The organism is Atopobium sp. oral taxon 416 (assembly GCF_018128285.1).
Classification (GTDB): domain Bacteria; phylum Actinomycetota; class Coriobacteriia; order Coriobacteriales; family Atopobiaceae; genus Olsenella_L.
On the sequence record NZ_CP072380.1, the window covers coordinates 1,395,311 to 1,420,852 of the forward strand.

Annotated in this window: 24 protein-coding genes, 6 tRNA genes and 1 pseudogene; 23 read left to right on the plus strand and 8 right to left on the minus strand. The window is 55.3% G+C overall.

Annotation, left to right across the window (positions count from 1 at the left end; translation table 11 throughout):
• Positions 1-13 precede the first annotated feature (13 nt).
• The 9 genes from smc to J4859_RS07505 all read left to right on the plus strand — a co-directional run bounded on the left by smc (position 14) and on the right by J4859_RS07505 (position 8,368).
• On the plus strand, positions 14-3,559 hold the full coding sequence (gene smc, locus J4859_RS07465) for a chromosome segregation protein SMC (protein WP_212334815.1): 3,546 nt from the start codon (positions 14-16) through the stop codon (positions 3,557-3,559).
• A 1-nt stretch (position 3,560) separates the two neighbouring features.
• Positions 3,561-4,484, plus strand: a complete 924-nt coding sequence (ftsY, locus tag J4859_RS07470; protein WP_212334823.1) for a signal recognition particle-docking protein FtsY — start codon at positions 3,561-3,563, stop codon at positions 4,482-4,484.
• Positions 4,485-5,942, plus strand: a complete 1,458-nt coding sequence (gene ffh / locus J4859_RS07475) for a signal recognition particle protein (RefSeq protein ID WP_212334825.1) — start codon at positions 4,485-4,487, stop codon at positions 5,940-5,942.
• Between the two features lie 245 nt (positions 5,943-6,187).
• On the plus strand, positions 6,188-6,421 hold the full coding sequence (locus J4859_RS07480; RefSeq protein WP_212334827.1) for a hypothetical protein: 234 nt from the start codon (positions 6,188-6,190) through the stop codon (positions 6,419-6,421).
• A gap of 314 nt (positions 6,422-6,735) precedes the next feature.
• A complete protein-coding gene (locus tag J4859_RS07485; protein WP_212334829.1) occupies positions 6,736-6,984 on the plus strand; it encodes a hypothetical protein in 249 nt (82 codons plus the stop codon).
• Positions 6,985-7,311: 327 nt separating this feature from the next.
• Positions 7,312-7,387, plus strand: a tRNA-His gene (locus J4859_RS07490).
• Between the two features lie 16 nt (positions 7,388-7,403).
• Positions 7,404-7,480 (plus strand) — tRNA-Lys (locus J4859_RS07495).
• Between the two features lie 33 nt (positions 7,481-7,513).
• A tRNA-Lys gene (locus tag J4859_RS07500) sits at positions 7,514-7,590 on the plus strand.
• A 187-nt stretch (positions 7,591-7,777) separates the two neighbouring features.
• Positions 7,778-8,368, plus strand: a complete 591-nt coding sequence (locus tag J4859_RS07505) for an NUDIX hydrolase (RefSeq protein WP_212334831.1) — start codon at positions 7,778-7,780, stop codon at positions 8,366-8,368.
• Positions 8,369-8,419: 51 nt separating this feature from the next.
• Here the strand turns inward: J4859_RS07505 and J4859_RS07510 are convergent.
• From J4859_RS07510 to J4859_RS07520, 3 genes are all read right to left on the minus strand, one after another.
• Positions 8,420-8,496 (minus strand) — tRNA-Arg (locus J4859_RS07510).
• Between the two features lie 163 nt (positions 8,497-8,659).
• Entirely contained in the window at positions 8,660-9,886 is a 1,227-nt protein-coding gene (locus J4859_RS07515; protein WP_212334833.1) for an IS1634 family transposase, read from the minus strand.
• 60 nt (positions 9,887-9,946) lie between these two features.
• Positions 9,947-10,459, minus strand: coding sequence for a hypothetical protein (locus tag J4859_RS07520; RefSeq protein ID WP_212334835.1), 513 nt, complete (start codon positions 10,457-10,459; stop codon positions 9,947-9,949).
• A gap of 488 nt (positions 10,460-10,947) precedes the next feature.
• Between J4859_RS07520 and J4859_RS07525 the strand changes: the two genes are divergently transcribed.
• The 4 genes and pseudogenes from J4859_RS07525 (at position 10,948) to J4859_RS07540 (ending at position 15,295) form a co-directional block, all read left to right on the plus strand.
• Complete coding sequence (locus J4859_RS07525; RefSeq protein ID WP_212334837.1) at positions 10,948-11,406, plus strand: PTS sugar transporter subunit IIA; 459 nt, start codon at positions 10,948-10,950, stop codon at positions 11,404-11,406.
• A 79-nt stretch (positions 11,407-11,485) separates the two neighbouring features.
• Positions 11,486-12,424 carry a 1-phosphofructokinase family hexose kinase gene (locus J4859_RS07530; RefSeq protein ID WP_212334839.1) on the plus strand — a complete coding sequence of 313 codons (939 nt, stop codon included), beginning with the start codon at positions 11,486-11,488 and terminating at the stop codon, positions 12,422-12,424.
• A gap of 107 nt (positions 12,425-12,531) precedes the next feature.
• Positions 12,532-14,235 (plus strand): phosphoenolpyruvate--protein phosphotransferase, encoded by a 1,704-nt coding sequence (gene ptsP / locus J4859_RS07535; RefSeq protein WP_212334847.1) that lies wholly within the window; start codon positions 12,532-12,534, stop codon positions 14,233-14,235.
• A 266-nt stretch (positions 14,236-14,501) separates the two neighbouring features.
• A pseudogene (locus tag J4859_RS07540) lies at positions 14,502-15,295 on the plus strand (ATP-binding protein).
• Between the two features lie 275 nt (positions 15,296-15,570).
• Here J4859_RS07540 and pdxT read toward each other — a convergent pair.
• Both pdxT and pdxS read right to left on the minus strand, forming a co-directional pair.
• A complete protein-coding gene (gene pdxT, locus J4859_RS07545; RefSeq protein ID WP_212334849.1) occupies positions 15,571-16,212 on the minus strand; it encodes a pyridoxal 5'-phosphate synthase glutaminase subunit PdxT in 642 nt (213 codons plus the stop codon).
• A 2-nt stretch (positions 16,213-16,214) separates the two neighbouring features.
• Entirely contained in the window at positions 16,215-17,114 is a 900-nt protein-coding gene (gene pdxS / locus J4859_RS07550) for a pyridoxal 5'-phosphate synthase lyase subunit PdxS (RefSeq protein WP_212334851.1), read from the minus strand.
• Positions 17,115-17,253: 139 nt separating this feature from the next.
• Here pdxS and J4859_RS07555 point away from each other — a divergent pair, with 139 nt between their 5' ends.
• From J4859_RS07555 to J4859_RS07580, 7 genes are all read left to right on the plus strand, one after another.
• Positions 17,254-18,750, plus strand: a complete 1,497-nt coding sequence (locus J4859_RS07555) for a PLP-dependent aminotransferase family protein (protein ID WP_212334853.1) — start codon at positions 17,254-17,256, stop codon at positions 18,748-18,750.
• A 1,013-nt stretch (positions 18,751-19,763) separates the two neighbouring features.
• A complete protein-coding gene (locus tag J4859_RS07560) occupies positions 19,764-19,991 on the plus strand; it encodes a helix-turn-helix domain-containing protein (protein WP_212334855.1) in 228 nt (75 codons plus the stop codon).
• A 218-nt stretch (positions 19,992-20,209) separates the two neighbouring features.
• Entirely contained in the window at positions 20,210-20,557 is a 348-nt protein-coding gene (locus tag J4859_RS07565; RefSeq protein ID WP_212334857.1) for a hypothetical protein, read from the plus strand.
• 535 nt (positions 20,558-21,092) lie between these two features.
• The gene (locus tag J4859_RS07570) at positions 21,093-21,236 is read left to right on the plus strand and encodes a hypothetical protein (protein WP_212334858.1); all 144 of its coding nucleotides are present in this window, start codon (positions 21,093-21,095) and stop codon (positions 21,234-21,236) included.
• A 28-nt stretch (positions 21,237-21,264) separates the two neighbouring features.
• On the plus strand, positions 21,265-21,387 hold the full coding sequence (locus J4859_RS16885; RefSeq protein ID WP_256436854.1) for a hypothetical protein: 123 nt from the start codon (positions 21,265-21,267) through the stop codon (positions 21,385-21,387).
• A gap of 142 nt (positions 21,388-21,529) precedes the next feature.
• On the plus strand, positions 21,530-21,682 hold the full coding sequence (locus tag J4859_RS07575; protein ID WP_212334860.1) for a hypothetical protein: 153 nt from the start codon (positions 21,530-21,532) through the stop codon (positions 21,680-21,682).
• Between the two features lie 284 nt (positions 21,683-21,966).
• Positions 21,967-22,338 (plus strand): hypothetical protein, encoded by a 372-nt coding sequence (locus tag J4859_RS07580; RefSeq protein ID WP_212334862.1) that lies wholly within the window; start codon positions 21,967-21,969, stop codon positions 22,336-22,338.
• Positions 22,339-22,475: 137 nt separating this feature from the next.
• Here J4859_RS07580 and J4859_RS07585 read toward each other — a convergent pair.
• The 3 genes from J4859_RS07585 to J4859_RS07595 all read right to left on the minus strand — a co-directional run bounded on the left by J4859_RS07585 (position 22,476) and on the right by J4859_RS07595 (position 23,486).
• A tRNA-Gly gene (locus tag J4859_RS07585) sits at positions 22,476-22,551 on the minus strand.
• A gap of 5 nt (positions 22,552-22,556) precedes the next feature.
• Positions 22,557-22,633: transfer RNA gene (locus J4859_RS07590), tRNA-Pro, on the minus strand.
• Positions 22,634-22,682: 49 nt separating this feature from the next.
• The gene (locus J4859_RS07595) at positions 22,683-23,486 is read right to left on the minus strand and encodes a hypothetical protein (protein WP_212334864.1); all 804 of its coding nucleotides are present in this window, start codon (positions 23,484-23,486) and stop codon (positions 22,683-22,685) included.
• Between the two features lie 667 nt (positions 23,487-24,153).
• Between J4859_RS07595 and J4859_RS07600 the strand changes: the two genes are divergently transcribed.
• The 3 genes from J4859_RS07600 (at position 24,154) to J4859_RS07610 (ending at position 25,318) form a co-directional block, all read left to right on the plus strand.
• Positions 24,154-24,312 carry a hypothetical protein gene (locus tag J4859_RS07600; RefSeq protein WP_212334865.1) on the plus strand — a complete coding sequence of 53 codons (159 nt, stop codon included), beginning with the start codon at positions 24,154-24,156 and terminating at the stop codon, positions 24,310-24,312.
• Between the two features lie 582 nt (positions 24,313-24,894).
• Positions 24,895-25,068, plus strand: a complete 174-nt coding sequence (locus J4859_RS17665) for a helix-turn-helix domain-containing protein (protein ID WP_212335186.1) — start codon at positions 24,895-24,897, stop codon at positions 25,066-25,068.
• 73 nt (positions 25,069-25,141) lie between these two features.
• On the plus strand, positions 25,142-25,318 hold the full coding sequence (locus J4859_RS07610; protein ID WP_212334867.1) for a hypothetical protein: 177 nt from the start codon (positions 25,142-25,144) through the stop codon (positions 25,316-25,318).
• Positions 25,319-25,542: the final 224 nt, after the last annotated feature.

The window sequence follows — 25,542 nt, forward strand, 5'->3', positions numbered from 1 at the left end:
AAAGGTTTCGCGCGTGTATCTCAAGTCATTGACACTCAAAGGATTCAAATCGTTTGCGGATAAGACGCAGATGACGTTCGATCCTGGCCTCAACGTGGTGGTCGGGCTGAACGGCTCCGGCAAGTCAAACATCTCTGACGCAATCCTTTGGGTCTTAGGCGAGCAGTCTGCCAAGATGCTGCGCGGACAGGCGATGCAGGATGTGATCTTCTCCGGGTCCTCGGTGCGTCCCGCGGTGGGACTGGCTGAGGTTACGATGGTGCTCGATAACCATGACCACACATTGCCGATTGACTTCGACGAAGTCGGGATTACCCGCCGCATGTACCGTTCCGGGGAGTCAGAGTATCTGATCAACGGGTCTCCCGCCCGCTTGATGGACATCCAGGACATCCTGCACGATTCCGGCTTGGGCAAGGATACCCACTCCATCATCAGCCAGGGCAAGCTCGACTCAGTGCTCGCGAGCCGTCCGGAAGACCGCCGTGAGCTCATTGAGGAAGCGGCAGGGATCTCCAAGCACCGGAAGCGTAAAGAGCGCTCCGAGCGCAAGATCAAATCGATGGACCAAAGTCTCACGCGCGCTAAGGATGTACAGCGGGAGATCAACCGCCAGCTGCGCCCTTTGGAGCGCCAGGTCGGTAAGGCGCAGAAGAGCCATGCGCTCAATGCAGAGCTGAAAGAGATCACCACAATCTTAGCCACGGACGATCTGCGCCAGTTGCAGCTGCGCTCCGAGCGGCTGGACAAACGCAAACAGGGAGCTTCTGCCGCGATCGATGCTGCCTCCCATAAGCTCGACCAGAAGAGGCAAGAGCTTGAGAAGCTCCAGAGCCTCCTGGGACAGAAGGGGCTCTTGGTGGGGAATCTGGGGGAGCAGCGCTCCCGCATGCGTGAGATCCAGTCCCGCATGAGTGCAGACCTCAGGCTCATCAATGAAAAAGAGGCCCACACCCAATCCCGCGTCGAGGAACTGACGCGCTCCCATGACGCGATGCGTGAGCAGTATGCTCAGACTGATAAAGCCTTGCGAGAGGCCCAGCAGGAGCAGGAGACGGTCGAAGAGAAGAAGGCCGCCCTCACTAAGCAGATCGATGAACTGAGTCCGAGAGCCAACCAGGCTGCCCAGAAGCGCCGAGAGCTCTCACAGCAAATCTCAAAACTGAACAATGAGGTCCGCGCCGTCCAGAAGATCCGTGATCAGGAATCGTTGACTTACGCACAGCTCGAGGAGCGCCTCAAGAACGCGCATATCGAAGCAAAGATGTTCGAAGGCCGCCTTAAAGGCATCAAGGAGACCTTAGGTACTGCTCAGGAAGTGCTGACCGAGCGTAAGGGACGGCAGGAGGGGCTCAACGAGGCGCAGGCTAAAGCGCAGCAGGAAAGCGACGAGGCTGCTCAGAAAATCAAAGATGCTGAGGCTGCCTCTAAGCAGGCGCATGCCGATCGAGACGATGCCCAGAAGAAGCTCAACCAGGCACAGGCTACCCTGCGTGCTTTGCGTTCGGTCGATTCCTCACAGCAGGATGCGAACCTCTTAAGTGTTTCACTTGCCAAAAACGAGGATGTCCGAAGTGCGGTTCAGTGTCGCCTCGCAGATGTTCTGGAGGTTCCACAGGAACTTGACTCGCTCGTTGAACGGCTTCTCGGTGACGATATGCGGGCGCTTGTGGTCACGGATACGGATAAAGCTAAAGACATCGCAAAGACCGCTCTCTCACTCGGCGACACCAAAGGGCAGGCTACGATCCTCTCGGAGGATCTGAAGGCGCAGCCTTTAGAGTTTGATAATGCTCCCGGCGAGGCGCTGCTCGACTCAATATATGCGGTAAAGGGAAGCGAGCAGCTCCTACAGGCACTCTTGGGGGATGTGCGGATTGTCGACAGCGTTGAAGAGGCCCTCACAGCGCACCAAAGTGTGCCTGCGGCGACCTATGCCACCCGTGACGGGGCAGTACTGATGGGTGATGGCCGCCTGATCGTCGGGGCTACCTCCGCCTGTGAACGAGGGCTTCTGGAGCGCAATCGCCGTATCTACGCGCTTGAGGCAAGCATGGACGACTTCGAAGATGCCTTCCACAACGCGAATGAGGCGCTCTCCAAGCGGGACCGTGAACTCGTACATGCCCGTGAGGCACAGACCAAGGCAAAGGGACAGCTTGCCTCCCTGCAGGCAGAGATCAACTCTGTCGGCTCAGAGATCGCCCGACTCGAGGCACAGCAGAGAAGGCTCAACGCTGAGCAGGTGACAGTCGAGAAGCAGCGTAAGGAGTCCGAGGAAGCCCATGCAAAGGATATGAGCGAAGTCTCTGCGCACAAGCGGAGAGCTGATGAGGCGGAGAAGCAGGTTGAGAAGCTCACCCAGGACTTAAATGAAGCCGTACAGCAGGGTGGAGATGCCTCACACGAGGAGAATCAGGTGCAGCGCAATCTGGCAGATGCCAAACTGCAGCTTGCTACAGTGACCGAACACCTGAAGCACGTGCACATCCAGGTACAGGAACAGACCTCGCGCCGCATCAACTTGAAAAAGAATATCGAGAGGGCTGAACACTCACTTAAAGAATCGCAGGGGTGCCTCAAACGGTTTGAACCCCTGAAGCACCACGCGCAGGCTTTGATCGACTCTGCAGAAGAGTGGGCCAAGAAGCTGCGTGACCGTGCAAGCCTCGCAGAGGCAGATACTGCGTCCTTAAAGAAGACGATCACCGATGCGAAGCAGGCAGTGAGCTACGCGACTGATACGCTGGAGAAAGAGAGGAAGACCGCACAGGAACTGGAAGTCGAACAGGGTAAGCTTGAAGTGCAGGTGAGCAACGCGGTGGCCGCAATCACCGACACCGGTGCTGTACTCGAGGAAGCCTTAAAGCTCCCGGAGCCTGAGAACCGTCCTGAGATGGAAGTCAGGGCCCGAGATATCAAACAGCAGCTTGCCGAGATTGGGCCGGTGAACGAAGTCGCAATGGATGAGTACTCAAAGCTCAAGGAACGCGCGGACTACATCCACGATCAGGTGCAGGATCTCCAGAAAGCGCGTGAAGCGCTGAAGAAGATCACTGCGGCGATCGAGCGGAAGATGAAGAACCGGTTCCTCACGATCTTTGAGCAGGTCAACGCGAACTTCCAGCAGATCTTCGGGATGCTCTTCCCGGGTGGGCACGCCTACCTTGAGATGAGCGATCCAGATCATCTTGCGGAGACCGGTATCGAAGTCGTCGCACAGCCGGTGGGCAAGAAGATCACGAAGATGACGCTGATGTCCGGCGGTGAGAAGTCACTGACGGCGCTCGCGCTGCTCTTCGCGGTGTACAAGACGCGCACGGTTCCGTTTTATCTGTTTGATGAGGTGGAAGCTGCACTTGATGAATCAAATTTGGGTAAGTTGTTGATGGCAATAGATATGCTGAAAGAGAATACACAGTTGATCGTGATCTCTCACCAACGCCGGACGATGGAACAGGCGGATGTCCTCTACGGGGTGTCTATGCAGGCTGACGGCGTCAGCCACGTGGTTTCGCAGCGCCTGGACAGAAGAGATGGAAAGGTGGTTGAAGCCTGAGATGGCAAAAAAGAAGAAAAATTTCTTTGGTCGCCTCAAATCCGGCCTTTCACGCTCGCGTGAGGCATTAAACGAGCTCTTCTACATGGGCGGCGAAGTCGATGAGAGCTTCTGGGAGGACCTTGAGGATACCCTCGTGATGGGGGACATGGGCGCCGAAGTCTCGATGCAGGTGAGCGATGACCTGCATGAGCAGGCCGCCAAAGAGAACCTGAAGACTGCCCCACAGCTGAGGGAGGCGCTCGCAAAGCGCCTAGCTGAGGTATTCCCGCAGGTCGAGTACGACCCCTTTGAGGAGAGCCCGTCGGTCGTCCTCTTTGTGGGTATCAACGGCGCGGGCAAGACCACCACGGTGGGCAAACTTGCGGCTGCTGCCAAGCAGGAGGGTAAGTCGGTTTTGATCGGTGGTGCGGATACCTTCAGAGCTGCCGCTATCGAGCAGCTCGATGTGTGGGGCAGACGTGCGGATGTGCCGATCGTGACCCGTGAGCGCGGGGCGGACCCGGCCGCGGTGTGTTACGACATCTGTGACCGTGCGAAGAAAGAGGGCACCGACCTCACGCTGATCGATACCGCCGGGCGTCTGCACACGAGCCCGGAGCTCATGCGTGAGCTGCAGAAGATCGCGCGCGTCACCAGAAAACGGAGCTCAGTGCCGGTGTCAGTCGTGCTCGTGATCGATGCGACAACCGGACAGAACGGCCTGCTTCAGGCGAAGGAGTTTAACGATGCCCTCGATGTCGACGGGCTGATCGTAACGAAGCTGGACGGCACGGCTAAAGGTGGCATCGCTGTCGCTATCGCCCATGAACTGAAACTTCCGATTTACTGTATCGGCGTAGGTGAGGGTATCGACGACTTCCAACCGTTCGATGCACTCGATTTCTGCCGTGCGCTCGTAGGAGAAAACGAAGGGAAAGTGTAAATGTTTGACTCTCTCTCAGACCGCCTGCAAAACACGATTGACAAATTGCGTGGCAAGGGCAGGCTCACCGAAGATGACATCAACGTCGCGATGCGTGAGATCCGCATGGCGCTGCTTGAGGCGGATGTCAACTACAAGGTCGTGAAGGACTTTGTGGCGAAATGCAAGGAGAAGTGCCTGACCTCTGAGGTCTTGGACTCCCTCACACCCTCTCAGAACGTCGTGAGAATCGTTCTGGATCAACTGACCGAGCTCTTAGGTACCACCGAGTCTAAGCTCACCCTGGCGCCCAACAGGACCCCGAATGTGATCATGCTCGTGGGCCTTCAGGGCTCCGGTAAGACGACCGCCGCCTCAAAACTGGCTTATCTCTTAAAGGGCCAGGAGCATAAGCCACTGCTTGCGGCCTGCGATACCCACAGACCGGCGGCAGCTGACCAGTTGGAGACGCTGGGCAAGGAGATCGGCGTGCCGGTCTATCGCGGTGACGGTAAGGACGCCGTGAAAGTCGCCAAGGAGTCGATCCAGTATGCGGTCGACTGTATGAACGATATCGTAATCGTCGATACCGCAGGACGTCTGCAGATCGACGAGGAGATGATGCAGGAGGCCGTCAACATCCGCGACGCGGTCAGGCCGGATCAGATCTTGATGGTCGTCGATGCGATGACCGGCCAGGACATCGTGAACGTTGTACAGACCTTCTCAGAGCGCGTCAACTTCGACGGCGTCATCATGTCCAAGCTTGACGGCGATGCCCGTGGCGGCGGCGCACTGTCCGTACGTGCGGTCACCGGCAAGCCGATTAAGTTCGTCTCGATGGGCGAGAAGCCTGATTCGCTTGAGGTCTTCCATCCGGACCGTATGGCTAAGCGTATCCTCGGTATGGGCGATGTGATTGGTATTATCGAGCAGGCTGAGAAGACTGCTGACGAGCAGTCCCTGGAAGACGCGCAGCGCATGTTACGTGAGGGCTTCACGATGGACGACATGCTCACCGAGATGCAGCAGATCAGGAAGATGGGTGGCGTCAAGAAGATAATCAGTTCACTGCCGGGCGGCGATAAGATGCTCAAGCAGGTGGGCAACATCGAGGATGAGAAGGGACTCAAGAAAGTTGAGTCAATGATTTACTCGATGACAAAAGAGGAGCGCGCTCGGCCTAAGCTCATCAACGGGCAGAGGAGGAAGCGCATTGCGGCAGGCTCCGGTCATACGGTCCAGGAAGTCAATCAGCTTCTGAAACAGTGGAGTGAGATGAACAAGATGATGGGCAAGATGCGCCAGATGTCCCAGAACGTGGGAGGTGGCGGCAAGCGCCATGGCAAAGGCAAGAATCGGAACAACTCCAAAGCCCAGGTGCGTCAATTGCAGGCAATGATGAGACAGGCGCAGATGGGCGGCATGGGTGGAGCCCCGCAAGGCGGCAACCGAGCAGCTCGTAGACATCGCTACTAATCCCTTGAGAATAGCTACCGATTTAAACACTCCGGTACAGTTGATTTATTCCGGTACAGTTGATTTATAGGAATCGGTGGCGTGAACTGTGAACTTTAGTTCGCGGGATGAAACGCCGTCCAATCGCGTTTGCCTTGTTTTTCAATGGCGAATCCTCAGAGCAAGTGCAACAGGGGAATACGAGCTAGTCATCCAGGCGCGACCTATGATGGTGCTTGCAAAGACATGCATCCATTGCAGGCACCATGGACGGCTACAGCCATCTTAGCATCGAGAAGCGCGAGGACATCATGGTTTGCTGGAAGGGCCATGAGGGCATCAGCCAGATACGAGAGAGCTCGGACGGGACAAGTCGACCATATCCCACAAGATCAGGCACAATGGGTGGGAAGGCCCTACCGCGCATCGAGCGCGCAAAGGCGTGCGGACGTAAGGCGGCTGCGCTGCAGGCCCCTGAATCTCATGGACGATCCGCATAGGCGCTTTCTGGTCCGTGAGGCTCATGCGGAACGAGCACTGGTCTTCGAAGGGGATATCAGGGCTGCATCGCGATGCAGTACTCAGACCTTGCCGCAAGCGACGCTAGCATCCTAGCATCTAGTGTGCTGTATGGTCGTGATCGCTTGACTGCGAGCTTTCAGGGCGCAGGCACAGCAAGGGCAGCCAGCAGCGCACAGGCAAGCTGCGCATCACCCACGACATCTCGAAGCAGCTTCCAGCAGGAGCCGGATAGACGACTGGGAGGGCGATACCGTGGTAGGGAGGTACCTGCCTTATCACCCAGGTGGACCAGGTGGATCGCATGAGCGGATATCTTGCCAGTGGCAAGGCGGCCAGGAAGGCCAGGGCCGAGGTCAACGAAGCCACGAAGAAGGCGCTTGCCGGCGAGGTCGTGCTGACCGTCACGCTCGACAGGGGCAAGGAGTTCTTAGATGCAGAAGGGCTGCAGCAGGCGCTGGGGGCTCCCGTATGCTTCTGCCCTCCCCACCATCTTTGGGAGAGGGGGACCAACGAGAACGCCAACGGGCTTCTCAGGGACTGATTTTCGAAGGGCAAGAGCCTAGACGATGTCACCGACGAAGTGCAGAGGGTATACGATTCGCTCAACCAAAGACCGCGCAAGCGCCTGAAATGGAAGTGTCCCTGGGAGGTCTACCATCACCAGTCGTTGCACTTGCTCTGAGGATTCGCCATAAAAAGTCATTGAATGGTATCTGTTTTGAAGATTTCTTGTATGGACACACTGGTCCGCCTCGCTTTAAACAGGGTGGGATGTCAGGCTCCTGCGAAAAAAATGAGATTACCTCTTGTATTAAAGGTATATCTCGTTAATAATAGATAAACGCTGTCTGAAAAGGCAGGATGGATGGTGGGCGTAGCTCAGTTGGTAGAGCGACGGACCGTGGCTCCGTAGGTCGAGGGTTCGAGACCCTTCACCCACCCCATTTCTTTGAATTCTAGGCGCCGTTAGCTCAGCTGGCCAGAGCAGGGGACTCTTAATCCCAAGGTCCAGGGTTCGAATCCCTGACGGCGCACCAATTCAAACTTGAGCGTGTTTCTTCTACACAGTCGCGCCGTTAGCTCAGCTGGCCAGAGCAGGGGACTCTTAATCCCAAGGTCCAGGGTTCGAATCCCTGACGGCGCACCAGATTGAATCTAACCGGGATTTGTCCCGGTTTTTCATAACTTGAAGTATCATAGGGTTTACGAGCCTCCATTCGCTTATGGTGACCTGGCTGTACGCACCGGCCACGATCCATGGAAACCGAATGAGAGGCTCCCTTAATGTGTAGGGGAAGCATTCAGAGCATCTCAGTAGCTCGGAGGTACGGCATATGGGATATACAGCAAAGCATGAAGGAAATCTCGACCATATCCGAGAGTTGCTGAAGCCGGATCCCGTCCTTATCGAACGAGTCACTGCGCATCACCCTCAGTGGAAGGGGAGAATCTTCTCCGTTGATATCCTGGATGTCGCGTTGAGTGACGGTACCACGGGCGAGCGGGAGGTTGCCTATCATCACGGTGGCTGTGGGGTGGCGCTCTATAAGGACAGTAAGCTGTGCCTTGTGAGACAGTATCGGGTGGCAATTCAAGCGATGACACTGGAGATCCCTGCGGGAAAGTTAGAGCTGGACGAAACTTCGGAGGAGTGCGCTGCGCGCGAGCTCAAGGAAGAGACAGGCTATACCGCCGACAGCTTGGAATTTATCGCCTCTGCAGCCGGCTCCATCGGATTTACTGATGAGAAGACCCGGATCTTTCTCGCGCACGGGCCCCATCCCGGCAAGTCTCATCCGGACCAGGGAGAGCTCCTCACCTGCGCCTGGGTTCCCCTCGAGGATGTGCTGGCTGCGGTCCACGCTGGTCTCATCGAGGACAGCAAAACCATCATTGCGGCACAGGCCATTGCACTCAGGCTCTAAGAGAAAAGACGAAAGAGACAGTGAATATCTTTTCCGTCCTTAACGTTTAAGTGGTGCGCCCTATGCGACTCGAACGCATGACCTTGGGATTAGAAGTCCCCTGCTCTATCCAGCTGGGCTAAGGGCGCATAGCTCACTCAGTATAGCCTAAAATTATGGAGCAACCCAGAAAGAGTCCATTTTTCTTATGGTGCCGATCGCCGATGATTGAACGTTTTTCCTAAACAAATATTTGAGATAAGCGTACCGGACTTTGGTTTTTCGATCCCCGATATGGTGCTATGAGGTCCCTCAGCCGCGCTTCCTGCCGGCAGAGGGGCCTTTCCCTTCGCCGCGGAGCATGGAGAGCGTGCAGGAGGAGATCGCCTTCACGTCGCCCTCGGTGAGGTTGAAGTGAAGCAGCGGCAGCCCTGTCCTTGACGCCAGCTCCTCGATGATGGGGCTTCTCCTGGATATGTTGGCATATCTCCTGTCGGAGGTGCGGCACACATCGAGGCCGCGACAGAGCCCCATGATGTCTCTGGAGGAGAACTTATCTCCCAGCACCTTCATCTGCAGGAGCCTCATGAGCAGGACCGCGATGTAGCAGACGAGGAAGTGGCCCGATATCGTGCTCTGCCTCTGAAGGTAGACGGGCCTAGCATCGAGCTTAGACTTCATCACCCTGAAGCTCTCCTCGATCCTCCAGAGCCTGTGGTAGGTGCTGTATATGGCGCGGGGGTCCATCCTGCTCTCCGAGGTCACGATCATGTTGTAGCCGGCAAGGGCCCTGGCCTTCCTGATCGCCTCGTGGTTGAGCATGGCCGCGACCTTCATGTCCTCCCTGACCTCGCCCTCGCCGTCGACGGGGGAGAACGTGACATACTTCGCGCTGTCGCCGTACTCGGACCTTTTCGCGGCTGCGGCCTTAAGCGACCTCGCCTTCTCCACCTGCCGGTCTATCTCGTATTTCTGCTTCCTGGCAAGCGAGGGGCTGTACGTGACGACGCGCCTCTCGGGGAGGCTGACCTTCCTCTTCCTTCCGTCCTCTCCCTCTACCGTGTACTCGAAGTCGCCGTCCGCCATCTTGTAGCGAAACGATGTCTCGCCCTTCCCGTCGGCGACGTCCGTCCAGCCATCTCCCGAGAGCGCCCACGTGCGCTCCTTGGCAGGGAGCGCCTTCACCGACTTCGAGAATATGTAGCCGTCCCCTGCAAGCACCGCCTCCGCGATGTTGGCTGCGCAGCTGAGCCCCTTGTCGGCGACCCTCACGGTCCTGCCGGATATGGAGCCCCTCTCCTTCATCTGGGCGATGCATCTCCCCAGCTGCGGCCTGTCGCTCTCGTTGCCGGGAAACAGGCTCATCGCCACCGGGATGCAGTTGGCGTCGAGAAGAAGGCCCATCGCGACTGTCGGCTCCGGCCTGTGCTCCTTCGAGGGGCCCTTCCTCCTGAAATCGTCCTCCCGGTCGATCTCGAAGTAGAAGTTCGTGCAATCGAAGTAGGCCAAGGACATGTCGTGGCCGAAGGCCTCCTCCACGTGCGCATTGTAGATCTCGACGACCTTGTCGTACTCATCGCCCAGATAGGCGAGTCCGTCTCAGAGCTGGTCCAGCGTGAACTGCGCATCGATGCCCTCCATCTGGGGCAGCACGCCCTCGAATGTCCTGAGCTTCGAGCAGGGGGCGACGGCCCTCGCATAGACGAGCGAGGAGAGGAGATCGTGCAGCGAGAAGCGCAAGCCCGAGGGGGTCTGGAGCAGCGCCATGTCCTCCGCCGTGCCGAGGGCCGTGTCCACCGCCTTGAGCGCGAAGTGGCCGAGATGCCTCGTCGCCGGGACATCGGAGATCTCCCGCACCCTCTCCCTCTCCATGCCGGCCTTGCGCTCGGCATTCATGCGGGCCACCTCGCGCTTGTAATGGGAGACGGGATCGGCGATGCCCTTCTCCATCAGCGCGTCGGCATAGCCCAGCGCCTTCACGGACCTGTGCGCGGTATGGCCGCGCTTGGGGTCCCAGTGGCTCTCGTAGATCTGGAGATAAAGCCCCTTCTTGTTGCGCGTCTGCTTGAGGAAGTAGGCCACCGCAGCCTCCCTGTCAACGTAAAGCACCATAGCACCATGTATATATTCTATCAGGGAGCGATTTCCGGATCAAGCATACAGGCATGAAAAAAGCCAGCTCAGGGCTGGCTTTTGCGGTTCCGGGCCATGTCCCGGGTCCTGAAGAATCGTGGTGCTAAACGCTAAAGACGGGCCTAAAATTATGGAGCAACCCAGAAAGAGTCCATTTTTCTTATGATGCCGATCGCCGATGATTGAACGTTTTTCCTAAACAAATATTTGAGATAAGCGTATAAACAATAGAGGAGCCTGTGGAGTGAGGGGATGGGATGGGATCCGTGTGCCAAGCCGTCATATACTGAGGCCTTTTGTGACACTGCATGTGAACATGGTGGTGTCTTCATGCTCTAAATGTGGTAAAAGGGCTAATTTGACCCGGCATTCGGGAGTTTTAGTAAAGATATTGTTGTATCCTTATTACCAGTAGGTATCCAGCTGATATCCAACACATATCTGTTGCGGAAGAGAAAGGATCTGTCATGAGCCGGTTAATTACTGCCAAGAACGTCTTCTTGCATGTGAAGGCACAGAACGTGGACGAGGTGTTGGCTTTTCTTTCCCAGAAGGCCAAGGAGCTCGGTTATGCTTCAGACGATCAGGAAGTGCTGAGGTCCTTCAAGGAGCGTGAGGCGCTCGACTCAACTGGTATGGCAGATGGTTTTGCTCTACCGCACGCTAAGACCGATGCAATCTCTGAAGAGGCTGTACTCGTCGCAAAGCTCGACAACGATGTTGACTGGAAGACTAGAGACAAGGTACCCATCAGAGTTGCTATCGCTATTCTGACCCCGGGTAAATTCATCGGCACCAAGCATCTGGTTGTTCTCTCCAAGATCGCAAGCATGCTGATGGGCAAGTCTACCCGTGACCAGATCATCAATTCTGGGGACCCTGATGAGATCGCTAAGATTATCTCGAATGTGATTGATGAGAGCTAACGTTTATTAACGCTTTAGGTGGACGGTCTTTGCAAGGCTTAACCCAAGCTGTTATTTCTTCTCGGTGAAAGGAGCCGCGTTGATCTACACAGTTACGCTGAACCCAGCGATTGACTATGTCATGCATCCATTATCTTTGGATATGGGCTATACCAACCGCTCGTCTTCGGAAGAGCTCCATGTCGGTGGCAACGGCCTGAACATCTGCCAGCTGCTGAACGAGCTCGATACGCCCAACGTTGCGTTGGGAATCGTCGCTGGCTTCACTGGCGACTACATTATTAAGCGGCTTCAGGAGAAGGGAGTGAGCTCTAACTTCGTTCGCCTAGATCATGGCAATACGCGTATCAATGTCAAACTCAAGGGTATTGTTATGACCATGGTCAACGGTATGGGCCCGAGAATTCCACAGTCCAAAGTAGACGAGCTCCTGGACCGTATCGACTATCTGGGAAGTGGCGACACGATCGTGCTGACCGGTTCGATTCCTAAGTCACTACCGAGAGACATATATTCGATCATTATGGAGCGGCTCTCTGGCCGTGGCATCCGCTTTGTCGTCGATGCTCCGGGTGAGCTTCTGGTCAATGCGCTGAAGTCAAAGCCGTTCCTGATTAAGCCGAACAACCATGAGATCGGCCGCATCTTCAACATGAAGCCATTACCGGAGATGCCGGAAGATGTGCTGCCGCTTGCGCATAAGACGCGTGAAATGGGCGCCCAGAATGTTCTGGTTTCCTGTGGCGCACGCGGTGCGGCGCTGGTTGACCAAAACGATCAGGAGCACATCGTCCCGAGCGCAAAGATCAAGCTGATCAATGCGACCGGTGCTGGTGACTCGATGGTTGCAGGATTCTTGGCTACCTATGACAAGACTCACGACTTTGATCGCTCTTTGGTTGTCGCTTCTGCCTGTGGTACCGCTACCGCTGCAAGCCGTGGCATCGCTAAGCGTGCCACGATCGAAAAGACGGTTGCCAACCTCGAGCAGATCATCGCAAAGCAAAATAATAAATAGGTAATCAAAGAGACAAGGGACGGAGACTCTATACACGTTGACTTGTCTCTTTTTTGTACAGTGCACAAGGCTTTCGAGCCTTGAATAAAGTAGGAACGGAGGAGCACATGTACAAGGGAGTCAATGCATCAGAGGGCATTGGTATTGGTGTTGCTCGCGTAGCGGTGGAACCGGATCTTTCCTTTGTACCGCACAGCCCGGAGGACACCGATGCTGAGAAGCAGCGCTATGTCAACGCGCGTGAGAAGTTCGTGAAACAGACCCAGGCTCAGATTGAGCGTATGAAGAAGACGGTGGGCGAAGGCACCGCCGCCATCATGCAGGCGCACATCGACTTTGCTCAGGATGATGGCATTATCGATATGGTCAACAACTCCATCACTGACGGTATGTGCGCTGAACAGGCAGTCCAGAACGCCTATGATATGTACTACAACATGTTTGCAAATATGGATGACGAGTTGTTCCGTGAGCGTTCTGCCGACGTCGCAGACGTGAGAAACGGTCTTCTGGCTGACCTTCTAGGCGTCGAGCTCATCAACCTCTCAGCCCTCCCTGAGAACTCTGTTGTGGTTGTGCATGAGCTGACCCCGTCTATGACGGCAGATATTGACAAGTCAGATATTGTCGGCATCATCACCGAGACCGGTGGCAGAACCTCACACTCCGCAATCATCGCGCGTCAGCTTGAGATTCCGGCAGTCCTCTCTGTCGAGAATGCTACCCAAAACATCAAGAACGGCGATATGTGCGTCGTCGATGGTGACAAGGGCGAAGTCCATGTCAACCCGGATGACAAGTCACTGGAGAAGTACCGTGACAAGGCTAAGAAACTGGCTGAGGAGAAGGCGGCACTTGAGGCCTATCGTGGCAAGCCTACGATGACCGCTGACGGCATTAAGATTCAGCTTGTCGCTAACATCGGCAACACAAACGATGCAGCCAATGCAGTCGAGCACGACGCAGAGGGCATCGGCCTGTTCCGCTCTGAGTTCCTGTTCATGGACTCTGACGAGCTTCCGAGCGAGGACGAGCAGTTCGCAGCCTATCAGAAGGTAGCGCTGGCGATGAAGGGTAAGCCTGTCATCATCCGCACGCTCGACGTCGGCGGCGACAAGGACATCCCGTACCTCAATATGCAGAAAGAGGACAACCCGTTCATGGGCTTCCGTGCTGTCCGTTATTGTCTGAACAATCCGGATCAGTACAAGGTACAGCTGCGCGCACTGTTGCGTGCTTCCGCCTTCGGTGATGTTAAGATCATGCTACCGTTGGTCACGGCTCTCGACGAGGTGCGTCAGGCCAAAGAACTGATCGAGACCTGTAAGCATGAGCTGGACGAAGAGGGTGTCGACTACAACAAGGATATCCAGGTCGGCACGATGATCGAGACCCCGTCTGCCTCCCTGATCGCTGATCTTTTGGCTAAGGAGTGCGACTTCTTCTCCATCGGCACGAACGACCTGATTGGCTACACGATGTGCGCTGACCGTGGCAACGAGCGTGTTGCATACCTCTACAATGTCTACCAGCCGTCAGTCCTGCGTTCGCTCAAGCGCATCATCTCTGAGGGCAATAAGGCCGGCATTATGGTCGGTATGTGCGGTGAGGTTGCAGCTGACCCGCTGATGGTACCGGTGCTGATCTCCTTCGGCCTCAATGAATTCTCTGTCTCCGCGGGCTCAATCCTGAGAACGCGTAAGACCATCTCTCAGTGGACTAAGAAAGAGGCTGACGCACTGACTGAGAAGGTTATGCAGCTTGAGACTTCCAACGAAGTCCGTGCAATGCTCCAGTCGGCAGTGAAGTAAACAATCGCTTGCCACAAAGCGGATGAATAGGAGAGCACCTCGCATTAACAGCGGGGCGCTCTCTTTGTATTAAGTAGAGGGAGACAATAGTCGAAGAGAATCCTGTATGCCTATACAATAATTGTGAAGAGGGGTGACCTGTGTCAATATTTCGGACGGCAGATTAGCATTCTGAGTGCAACAGGATGGCTCGCTGCATGCAGGCGTGGTGCACTCTGGAAGGCTACGATGTTGGTTGTCTCAATCAACGTCGAAAGCTGGAAGGAATGTGCCACTACAAGTATCGTAAGCCCACAGGAGAGGGACTGCATAGCCATGCTGCGTGGTACAAGGGAAGCTCCATCGGCTGCATCGCACGCAAGATCGGCAGGGACAGGTCAGGCGAGTCCGAGATCGCCGCAGCCGGCACGCTCTTCTCCTATCTCGCCGAGCGGAAGAGGCAGAAGACGGTGGACACGCTGCTGCGCCTCAGCAGGCTGTCGTCGAAGGAGCCGAAGACGTTCGCAGGCTTTGACTTCACAAGGATACAGAGACGCGATGCGGACATGCTCTACAGGCTCCCTGCGCACAGGAACATCGCCTTCATAGGCCCCGAGGGCATCGGCAAGACACACCTCGCACAGGCATATGAGCGCGAATGCTGCATGAAGGGGCTGAAGACCTACTGTCTCAAGGCAAGCGAGCTGCGCGACAGGCTCTCCAGGGCAGCCGGGCGCGGGTCCGTCCAGCGGGAGGTGGCGGCCCTCGTCAAGTCGTCGTGCCTCATCGTGGATGAGATTGGCAGGTGCACATTCGACAGGGCATGCACCGACATGTTCTTCGCGTCGAGCGCCGCTACGAGAAGAATGGCCCGAGCACGATGATACTCACCAGCAACATGTCCCCGGGCGACTGGAAGGGCTCATTCACGGGCGAGGATGCGCTGCTGTGCGCCTTCGACCGGCTCTTCGACGATGCCTCGGTCTTCATGATGCGGGGCCCCAGCTACAGGGGATACGGGCTCGACACCTATTCTGTGGAGGCAGTGAGGCAGAGGGGCTCCGGTACGACGGGGCTCTAGGGAAATGATGATTAATGCCTATGCCAGCCGCGAAAGGCCACGTGGCTGGCCCTTTCTAGCACATCATTGGGAATTAATCATCGTTTCCCTAGCGCAGAGGCTTCGAGGCCCCTTGCGCAGTCATAGATAGCATTTCCGGTTGCCGGCACATTGGAGAATATCGTCCGGCTGGAAACGGCCAGAATCGCCCGGCGCTAGGTGGCGATCATCGCCCGGCGTTAACAACGCCTATGAGTAGAAGAGAACTCATGGGTTATAGGTGCTACTTCATAAACTTATGTCATGTTTATCAGTAGCTCGTGGATCCGCGTGTCTTCATCGAGTTCCGGATGGAAGGAGACGCCGATTTGATTGCCGTCACGGACCGCTACGATGTGATTGTTGACGCGGACGAGAACCCTTGCTGTTCTATACACTTCAGTGATGAAAGGTGCCCGAATGAACGTCAGCGGTATCTCATCATTCTTTCCATCCTTGGAGGGTAACCCTGCACAGGGTGCTGTGGTGTGGAAGCTTCCCAACTGGCGACCATAGGCGTTGCGCCTGACGGTTACAGGGAGGGTAGCGAGCGCCCCGGGAGCGGTGGCTCCCGATGTCACATGTTCGCTGTCTCCGGGCACCGGTATGCCTTCCTCCACGTTCTCAGCCAACAGGATGAGTCCTGCGCAGGTGCCGAGCACTGGCAGACCTTCCTGTATACGGGAACGCAATGTGTCGAGCATTCCGAGCTCACGCAACAGTTTTGATTGTACGGTGCTTTCACCACCGGGCAGCACCAAAAGGTCGAACGGTTGATTGAGATCGGCAGCCTGACGGAGTTCGATGTAGGTACAGCCGAGGCGCTCTAGCATATGCTCGTGCTCGATAAAGGCTCCCTGCACTGCAAGTACTGCGGCGGTCTTTTGCCGCTGTGCCATGGTTATTTCCCTCGATCTGCCATGAGCAGATCGATCTCATCTGCATTGATACCGACCATAGCTTCTCCCAGATCCTCAGAGAGTTTGGCAATAAGCTTTGCGTCGGCGTAGTTTGCCGTTGCTTTGACGATCGCCTGGGCACGCTTGGCGGGATTGCCTGACTTGAAGATACCTGAGCCTACAAAAACACCCTCGGCTCCCAGCTGCATCATCAGGGCTGCATCAGCCGGGGTAGCGATGCCACCGGCAGCAAAGTTGACCACTGGGAGCCTTCCGTGATCGTGTACGTAGAGCACTAAGTCATAGGGTGCCTGTAATTGTTTGGCAGCTTCAAAGAGCTCATCGGTCCGTAAGCTCTGTACTCTTCTGATCTCTGCGTTCATGGTGCGCATGTGGTGCACCGCCTGCACCACATCACCGGTACCCGGCTCTCCTTTGGTGCGGATCATCGTGGCGCCTTCCGCAATACGGCGTAGGGCTTCTCCTAAGTTTTGTGCTCCACAGACAAAGGGGACGTCGAACTTCGTCTTGTCAATGTGATACACGTCATCGGCCGGGGTCAACACCTCTGACTCGTCGATATAGTCGATATCGATTGACTGCAGTACTTGAGCTTCAACAAAGTGGCCGATACGACACTTAGCCATCACCGGGATACTCACTGCTGCCTGGATGCTCTTGATCATCTTGGGGTCGCTCATACGACTTACGCCGCCTGCAGCACGGATGTCGGCGGGGATCCGTTCCAAGGCCATTACGGCGCAGGCACCGGCATCTTCTGCGATATGAGCCTGTTCGGGAGTGGTAACGTCCATAATGACACCGCCTTTAAGCATCTGTGCCAACTGGCGGTTCAGCTTGGCGCGCTCGGCGTGATTCTCAGTGGTTTGTTTATCTGGCATTTTTAATTCCTTCCTGTTACTAGGAGATGAGCGATAGAATAGGGCAAGTCTGGATATACGCCTATAGTCAAAAAGAGTTTATTTTGTAAGGTCAGATTGAAGAGTTGGCATTCTGAATAATGGTTAGGGGGAGATCAGCATGCTCACCTATGATATGACTCAGCGCGGATCACATAGCCTCTATGAGTACCTGTACCTATGTATCCGCCATGATATTGCCCATGGCACCATTGCTCCCCATGAAAAACTTCCCTCAAAGCGAGCCTTGGCAGATCACTTGGGGATCAGTGTAATCACGGTTGAGGCTGCCTACAGTCAGTTGGTGGCTGAGGGATACGTACTTGCAGAACCGCGGCGTGGGTACTTTGCCTGTGAACTCGCGCCAGCGCTGCAGGCGAAAGAGGTGACACATCAAGAGTCGAGATGTGCTGCAGTGACAAAAAACTATGGTAGAGATGCGGGTGAGAGCCGACAGAGTGGAATACCCCTGCTGGCAGATTTCACTATGCAGGCAACTGAGACCGATCTGTTTCCCTATGATGCGTGGGCCAAGACAATGCGCCGTACCCTTGCGGAAGAATCAGCGGCTTCACTGGTAAGCGAACAAGCACCGGCAGGATCCTGGCGGCTGCGGCGTGCCATTGCCCACTATCTGCAGGGATCACGGGGTATGGAGCTGGCGCCTGAACGCATCGTGGTAGGTGCGAGCACTCAGGCGCTCTATTCCTATATCGTGCGTTTAATAGGACATGATCGAACCTTTGCGGTTGAGGATCCCGGGTATCCATATTTGGTGGGTACGTATCGGGCATTGGGCGTCACAGTGAAGCCTGTTCCACTCGATAAAGAGGGCATGAACATAGAGGCGTTGCGTGTGAGTGGCGCAGATATCGCACAGCTGATGCCAGCGCACCAGTTTCCTACCGGTATAGTCACTTCTGCCCAAAGGAGACGTGATCTTCTGAACTGGGCGCGTGAGGATAGGGCTGATCGCTACCTGATTGAGGATGACTACGACGGAAAGTTTCGCTTTGCTGGATATCCTATATCGACGCTCTATACCATCGATGCGGCAGACCGTACGATCTATATTGGTGCGCTTGAGAAGGGCCTGGCGGCAGCCTTCTGTATCGGGTATATGGTATTACCTGTGAATCTTGCGGACCGCTTTGATCAGGACGCTGAAGTCTATGCCAATACGGTGAGCCCGTTAGACCAAGTGGCGCTTGCATGGTTCCTCGAGACAGGCGCATATGAGCGGTATATCAATCGGCTGAGAGTCCATGCTCGAAAAGCCCAACATGCGTTTGTGAAAGCTCTTCGGAAAAGCAGGGTGGGTTCCCGTCTTTTCTTTGAGGGTCTTGAGGGAGGCATGCATTTTATGATGCGGGTCCATTGCGATAGCGATTGCAGAGTTGCTCCCGATAAAAGAGAGCGTGCTATTGCCAATGAAGCCTGTCGGCACGGCGTTGCCTTGATGCCCTTGAGTGACTGCTATGTGTCTCACACTCATACCGGTGATTCCGCCTTTGTTATGAACTACAGCGCTCTGGACCTCACTCGCCTCGATGAGATCGCTGATGTCATTGCCGATGCGATTGCATGTGTTGTAGGGGAGTCTTGTAGCCAGAAGTGACGCAGCGTTTCCTTATAGTTTTATTGTTAGTCCTCATTGTTGGTAGTGCCTACAGGTATAGTGAAAGTAACTCAAAGGATACTTCCTTGATAAAGGTCTTTGTACGGGGGCCGACGAGCTGTGAGGGGATCGCAGCGAAGATGGAAATAACGATAATCGCATCAGGTATGGTTATGCTCGCGTATTTTCTTCCCCTCTATGGTGGAGCAGGTTTATCCAGGATGATTCTAACGGTCTAGATAACGGGTGAATCTGGCGCTTCACGGGCATGTCCGTGGCCAACATGCAAAAGCTACCTCAACTGGTAGGTCTACTTCTTCCGGGTCAACCAAGCTCGTGATAGGTGACCTGAAACTGCAAGAGTGGTTCGTCATATGATGAAGGCCAACGCAAGTTTCCACAGCTTGACGTAGGTACACTATCACCCGTAATCTAGACTGGTAGATCCAGGATAAGCGGTTTTTCACTTCGACGTCTCAAGCTATTCTTGTGGTAATCCCTGATAAGAAAGAGTGATTTCACGGAGATCACCTTATCGGGTGGGCCATCATCGCTTGTGCCTGTCTGTTATTTGCAGAAACAATCATTTTAAGCATAGCGGATAGCATATGCATGAAGTTTGGCTTTCTTCAATTCTTTGTCCAGTTTATGATCGTGCTGTACAGCATGGAGATCTTTGACATTCAGCGAATCCACACTCTAAGTGCAACAGCTACCTACGAGGTAGCGACCCATGCGCGATCTAGGGAAACGATGATTAATTCGCCTCGATGAGGCCAGTGGAGCCACACGCTGTATGACATCGGCTTAAAATGTCTCGAACCACGCAGTGCCCATACCCACATAGATGCCTATCTGTCTTCTGGATATGGTATAGCTACATCCACACATTCCAGCATATCCAAAAGACAGATATGGACAGCCAGATGAGCTTTTAGGACCGGCAGATTAGCATTCTGAATGCAACAGGATGGCCCGCTGAATGCAAGCGTGGCACACTCCGGAAGGCTACGATGTTGGTTGTCTCAATCAACGTCGAAAGCTGGAAGGAATGTGCCACTACAAGCATCTCAAGCCTACAGGAGAGGGACTGCATAGCCACGCTGCATGCAGAGGGAAGGTCAATTGCCTATATCGCGGCAGAGATCGGCAAGGACAGCTCCAGCGTCTGCCACAAGCTCAAGAGGAACGCACGGCACGGGCGCTTTAGGGCATGTGCTGCCCAAAAGGAGGGCGGATGAGCGCCACAGGAGATGCAGGGCGAAAAGGCGGCTTTCAGACCCTGCGCTTGCGCAGAAGGTGCGCTCTCTCATCATGGACAGACACTGGTCCCTGGAGGAGATAGACGACATCTCAGGCTCGAGGGTGGCGGCAGCGGCGTCGTTGAGCCTGCCGACTATTCTACCGTGAGGTCCAAGCCATCACCCTCAAGCTGCCGGAAACCGGCCCCGAAGGCAAGATGCGGCGCCACCTGCGCAGGAAGGGGAAGCAGGTCCGCAGCAAGAGGCTTAAGACGAGGGGTAAGATCAGGATCTCGCACAGCATGGAGGAGAGGCCAAAGCAGGCCGATGAGAGGTCTCGCCTCGGAGAGGGGGGAGGACGACACGGTCGTGGCAGCGGGGCCCATGTGCCTGCTTGTGCTTGCCGACAGGGCAGTGAGGCTGCTTGCCGCGGAAAGAGCCACCACGACAGCGGGAGCGTCTCTAAGGCCGAGGTCGGGCTTTTGCAGGGACGTCCCCTCGAGACGCTCACTCCGGATAGGGGCAAGCAGTTCGCAGGGCATACAGGGCTCACAGATGCCCTTTGAGGCGTGCAGTTCTACTTCTGCGACCCCCACCATCTCTGCGACCCCCACCATCTATGGCAGAAGCCGACAGTTAAGAACACCAACGGGCTCCTGCGCAAGTTCTTCCCCTAAGAGCAGCGACTTCGGTAAGGTCACAAACGAGGAGGTGCAGCATGCGGTGGAGCTAATCTGCGACAGAGCGAGGAAGGTCCTGAAATACAGGACAGCCAACGAGGTCTTTAGGAAGATGTCGCACTCAGCTTGACAATCTGCCACCTTAAATCCTAAGGTCTGAGGAGAAAGACCCAGCGAGAGGCATTCCTGGAGCAGATGGATGCAATCGTTGTGTAGGACAGCTGGATTGCACTGGTAGATACCAGCTACCACTGACAGGCTCTTGTCAGGCATGTGCGCGCTGCAAAGACGATGCATAAGGATGTATCTGCTACAGGTTATGTTTGCTCTCTTAAGACGAGAGAACCGAAGATGCTATCCTGGATTGCCACTCCTGGCAGCGCTTCTGTGCACGCAGACCTCATGCAGGCGCAGGTGCCAGATGCAACGACACTTGCGAAGATGCGCCATAGCCTTAAAGCGAGAGGGACTCGGCAAAGCTTGTGCTTTGCACCTGGACTCAGAACTTAAGAAGGCAGGGATCACGGCGCGGGGTGGCTCCATTGTGGATGTGACTTTCACCTAAGCCTTAAGTTTCACGAAGAACCACGACCATGCGCGCGACCCTTAAAGCGCACCAGTCCAAGAAAGGGGGAGCCTGGCGTATCGGATACAAGGCGCATATCGGCGTGGATGCCGCAGGCGGCCTTGTGCATGGTGTGGAGACGATCGCCTAGAATGTATCCGACATATCCTGTGGCACACGCACTCGTAAGGGAAGATGATAGGTTCTGCTGCGCAGACTTTAGGCTATATAGGTATAGCGAAGCGCCCTTAAGGTCACAGCTGACCCACACCTCTCATCTATGCGCTAAAGCGTTGCTAAGAAAGCCTTCGACTAGAGAGGGCCTTGCCTGTGCACTCTTGACCGAGAAGGGCATCGAGTCCAGGAAGGCATCCGGCTGCTCAAAGGCAGAAGCACCCTTCCTCATCGTGAAGCGGCGCTTCGACCCCTTAAGGAAGCGCTACTAGGGGATAGAGAAGATGCCTGCACACTCGAGTCTGCCTCGCCCTTGCAAACCTTATCCATGTGCATCTTTTGCCAGCAGGCTGCACCTCCCGGCTCACAGCGTCGTTTGATCTGTCTTGGAGCCTTCTTGCGGTGCATGCGGCAGGACAAATGTAAGGATAGCGGCTCCTGTACATGCTGGATGAGCAACCTTTTCTGCCTTTCCCGCATGCCGGCCGCGAAAAGTCGTGTGGTCGGTCCCCTCTAACACGTTATGGGGCATTAATCATCGTTTCCCTAGCGGGCTGTGGAGTCGGGCTCACTCGGCTGCGAGCTTGCCGACCACCTCAAGACTGCAAGGCTGCTTAAGCACCATGGCAAGCGCAGGTGCAGGAAGGGTTTTGAGGAGAGGCAGGGTAAGGTCAAGATCACCCACGTGCTCGCCGAGCTTTTCCTTATGCTCGACGGCGGAGTTGTGAGAAGTGCCACCCTGGATCGGGGCATCAACGAGAATACTAACGGACTCCTCAGGGACTGGCTCCCCAAGGGCAAAAGCCTCGATGACGCCACAGGTGCCGAGGTCCAGAAGGCCTACGATTCACTCAACCGAAGGCCTCAAGCGTCTGGGTTGGAAGTGCCTTGGGAGGTCCACTACCACAAGACACTGCACTTGCTCTGAGGATTCGTCGTGGAAATGGTAGGGAAAACCGTTACCACCCTCGTAAGAGGGGATTGAAACGCGCCTTTCGGTACCATACGTATATAATGGAATGGAAAAAACCAGCCAATCTTGCGATCGACTGGTTTCATATTCTATGGAGCGGCGAACGGGACTCGAACCCGCAACAATTAGCTTGGAAGGCTAAGGCTCTACCAATTGAACTATCGCCGCATTCCTGGTCGGGGTGACTGGATTCGAACCAGCGACCCACTGCTCCCAAAGCAGTTGCGCTACCAAGCTGCGCTACACCCCGTGACGCGTTGTTTAGTATAGAGAACTACGCGCTTTCTTGCAATTGAAAACTAGAATGAGTAAGTATCTTCAACAATCTGAGCGACTTGGTTAACCGTATCAGATGGGGCCTCAGCGGCAACATAGCGGATCACGCCGTTGTCGTCTTCAAGTACCCAGCAGATCACGCGGGTACCGTCACCGTAGTTGATGGTGAGCTGGGTGGCAGGATGGTTGATGAGCTTGGAGCTCTCCTGGATGATGTTGTCGTCTGTCACATCCAGAGATTTGGCATGTCGGATAACGGCCTTTACTGCATCGTCGACCGTAATCGGTCCTGACTCTTCGGAAGCGTTTCCGTTGTTGTTTTGGTTGGCGTTGTTGTCAGATGAGGAAGAGGAGCTGTTCTGTGTACTGTTACTACTGTTATTGCTGTTGCTATTTGAGTCAGCGTTGGAGTTAGAGGAGCTCTGGCCGTTCTGATCTGATGTAGAAGGAGCATTAGAGGAACTATTTGAAGCAGCGGCATTCTCTGCTGCTTTAGAGCTTCTGACGTCGGAATCGTTTGAATCCATGATCTTCATCGTAATGATCTGGGTTGCAGAGAGATCGCAGAACTCGACATCCCCGCTGCCGCTCTTGGTAGCAAGAGAGATCCAGTCAGAGGGGACGGATACATAGCCGACACCGGCCTTCCCGACGCGCTTCGTCTGAGACTCATTGGAATCGGTCTGATTGGTTGCCTGAGAGTTTTCAGATGGGGAATCATTTGAATTTGACGCTGAACCTGTTTGAGCCTGGCAAGCAGGTAGGGTAGTAACAATGCATGCTGCGACAGCGAGAGGCATAACTAGTTTCGCGATAGATTTACGCATTGCGTCTCCTTGAGCTTCTTGTATAGGTGTCCGGCGTTACAGGTATATATAGTTTATCGCAGCACAGATACTTCTGGGCATTATTACTTATTTTACGGCATATAGAACACAAAAGAATTATCCGAGAGTAAGGAAGCGTGTGGATAGGATCGCTCACCTGTAACCCTGTGGTGCTACCATTGGCGTTGCCAAGCATAGATTTGCTCAAGTGGCCATCTGGCCCTATGTTTGGCGACATTCCTGAGCGGATGGCCACCTGCGTGGATAGGAAATCCACCATGGTTGCTATCAAACCCCTACAAGGACACGGTGTCGTCCTTCGGCGCTGCGGTTGTAGAACGCAGATGTCGCAAGACAGATAGGCGCAGAAACGCTCAGAGAGGCAGCCGAGCTGTGATGACTCCATCCTGTTTGCCACATTTGTAGGTTTGCCGAAAGCTGGAAAGACAAGCAGACACCGCCGGGGCGTCAAAGGTACACAGCCTAGCTCTTAGCGCTGAAATATGCTAAGAAGGAACTTTTGAGCTGGGAGTGCCCCATCACCTGTATGTGCTACACCACATCCTTCGACCTCATCTTTGAGATGTGTGACCTCACCCACACGAGTGCCTTCGTGTGGCACCACAGCGGCGCTGCCACCGCCGACGGCTACTAGAACCGGCTCGTGTTGTGCGGCCACATCTGGACAGACAAGCCCTACCTCACCGACTCCGACATCGTGCAGAAGAGTGGGCCCTCCAAGAACAAGATCTGCACTGCGGCAGGCCTCGACGCACTCAAGAGCGTCGGCGTGATCTTAGGGCATGGAAAGCCTTCTTCCAAGTGAATCGAAGACACACTGCTTTCGCATAGAGCAGAAGGTTCAATAGTTATGCACACCATGGGATAGGTCTCATCTCTCACTTGTGAAGGCAACCAAATGCACTGACGAGGCCTATAGGGCAGACATCGCTGACCTGACATACCTGCACAAGGCCATGGGGCTTGCAAACAAGCTGTGCTGCTCTACCTATTCAGGTTCCCAGACACGAAGAAATCCAGCCTCCAGTCTTGCCTGAATAGGTTTGTGTCGCTGTTCTGTGTTTGTCAGGACGCAAAGAGGTGGCCCAAAGCTGCGAGGGTGCTTCGCCATTTTTATGGATGACGCACATTTCCGCAGCTGGCGGACCTATCTTTATCCACACACTTTTCTATTCTCGGAAAGAACTATCGAAGATTGTCTATTCCGCAATGCGATCTGCCATCTCAAGGGATGTACTGTTGACGTCGGGAGATTTTCAGCTGGCGGATTAGCATTCTGAATGCAACAGGATGGCCCGCTGAATGCAAGCGTGGCACACTCCGGAAGGCTACGATGTTGGTTGTCTCAATCAACGTCGCAAGCTAGAAGGAATGTGCCACTACAAGCATCTCAAGCCTACAGGAGAGGGACTGCATAGCCACGCTGCATGCAGAGGGAAGGTCAATTGCCTATATCGCGGCAGAGATCGGCAGGGACAGCTCCAGCGTCTGCCACAAGCTCAAGAGGAACGGCCGGCACGGACACTATGGGGCACGTGCTGCCCAAAAGGAGGGCGGATGAGCGCCACAGGAGATGCAGGGCGAAAAGGCGGCTTTCAGACCCTGCGCTTGCGCAGAAGGTGCGCTCTCTCATCATGGACAGACACTGGTCCCTGGAGGAGATAGACTATATCTCAGGCTCGAGGGTGGCGGCAGGTGCACCGTTGAGCCTGCCGACTATTCTACCGGCAGGTCCAGGCCGCCACGCTCGAGCTGCCGGGATCCGGCCCGCAAGGCCAGATGCGGCGCCACCTGCGCAGCAAGAGGCCTAAGATCAGGGGTAAGATCGAGATCTTACACAGCGTAAAGGAGAGGCCTAAGAGGCCGATGCGAGGTCTTGCCTCGGAGAGTGGGTAGACGACACGCTCGTGGCAGCGGGACCCGTGTGCCTGCTCGTGCTTGCCGACAGGGCAGTGAGGCTGCTTGCCGCGGAAAGAGCCACCACGACAGCGGGAGCGTCTCTAAGGCCGAGGTCGGACTGCTACAAGGACGTTCC

Excerpts from the sequence above, each read along its gene's own strand:
- ftsY (WP_212334823.1), top strand. The coding sequence starts at position 3,561 with ATGGCAAAAAAGAAGAAAAATTTCTTTGGTCGCCTCAAATCCGGCCTT.
- ffh (WP_212334825.1), top strand. The coding sequence starts at position 4,485 with ATGTTTGACTCTCTCTCAGACCGCCTGCAAAACACGATTGACAAATTG.
- J4859_RS07480 (WP_212334827.1), top strand. The coding sequence starts at position 6,188 with ATGGACGGCTACAGCCATCTTAGCATCGAGAAGCGCGAGGACATCATG.
- J4859_RS07505 (WP_212334831.1), top strand. The coding sequence starts at position 7,778 with ATGGGATATACAGCAAAGCATGAAGGAAATCTCGACCATATCCGAGAG.
- J4859_RS07520 (WP_212334835.1), bottom strand. The coding sequence starts at position 10,459 with ATGGTGCTTTACGTTGACAGGGAGGCTGCGGTGGCCTACTTCCTCAAG.
- J4859_RS07525 (WP_212334837.1), top strand. The coding sequence starts at position 10,948 with ATGAGCCGGTTAATTACTGCCAAGAACGTCTTCTTGCATGTGAAGGCA.
- ptsP (WP_212334847.1), top strand. The coding sequence starts at position 12,532 with ATGTACAAGGGAGTCAATGCATCAGAGGGCATTGGTATTGGTGTTGCT.
- pdxT (WP_212334849.1), bottom strand. The coding sequence starts at position 16,212 with ATGGCACAGCGGCAAAAGACCGCCGCAGTACTTGCAGTGCAGGGAGCC.
- pdxS (WP_212334851.1), bottom strand. The coding sequence starts at position 17,114 with ATGCCAGATAAACAAACCACTGAGAATCACGCCGAGCGCGCCAAGCTG.
- J4859_RS07555 (WP_212334853.1), top strand. The coding sequence starts at position 17,254 with ATGCTCACCTATGATATGACTCAGCGCGGATCACATAGCCTCTATGAG.
- J4859_RS07560 (WP_212334855.1), top strand. The coding sequence starts at position 19,764 with ATGTTGGTTGTCTCAATCAACGTCGAAAGCTGGAAGGAATGTGCCACT.
- J4859_RS07565 (WP_212334857.1), top strand. The coding sequence starts at position 20,210 with ATGCGGCGCCACCTGCGCAGGAAGGGGAAGCAGGTCCGCAGCAAGAGG.
- J4859_RS07570 (WP_212334858.1), top strand. The coding sequence starts at position 21,093 with ATGCAACGACACTTGCGAAGATGCGCCATAGCCTTAAAGCGAGAGGGA.
- J4859_RS16885 (WP_256436854.1), top strand. The coding sequence starts at position 21,265 with ATGCGCGCGACCCTTAAAGCGCACCAGTCCAAGAAAGGGGGAGCCTGG.
- J4859_RS07595 (WP_212334864.1), bottom strand. The coding sequence starts at position 23,486 with ATGCGTAAATCTATCGCGAAACTAGTTATGCCTCTCGCTGTCGCAGCA.
- J4859_RS07610 (WP_212334867.1), top strand. The coding sequence starts at position 25,142 with ATGGACAGACACTGGTCCCTGGAGGAGATAGACTATATCTCAGGCTCG.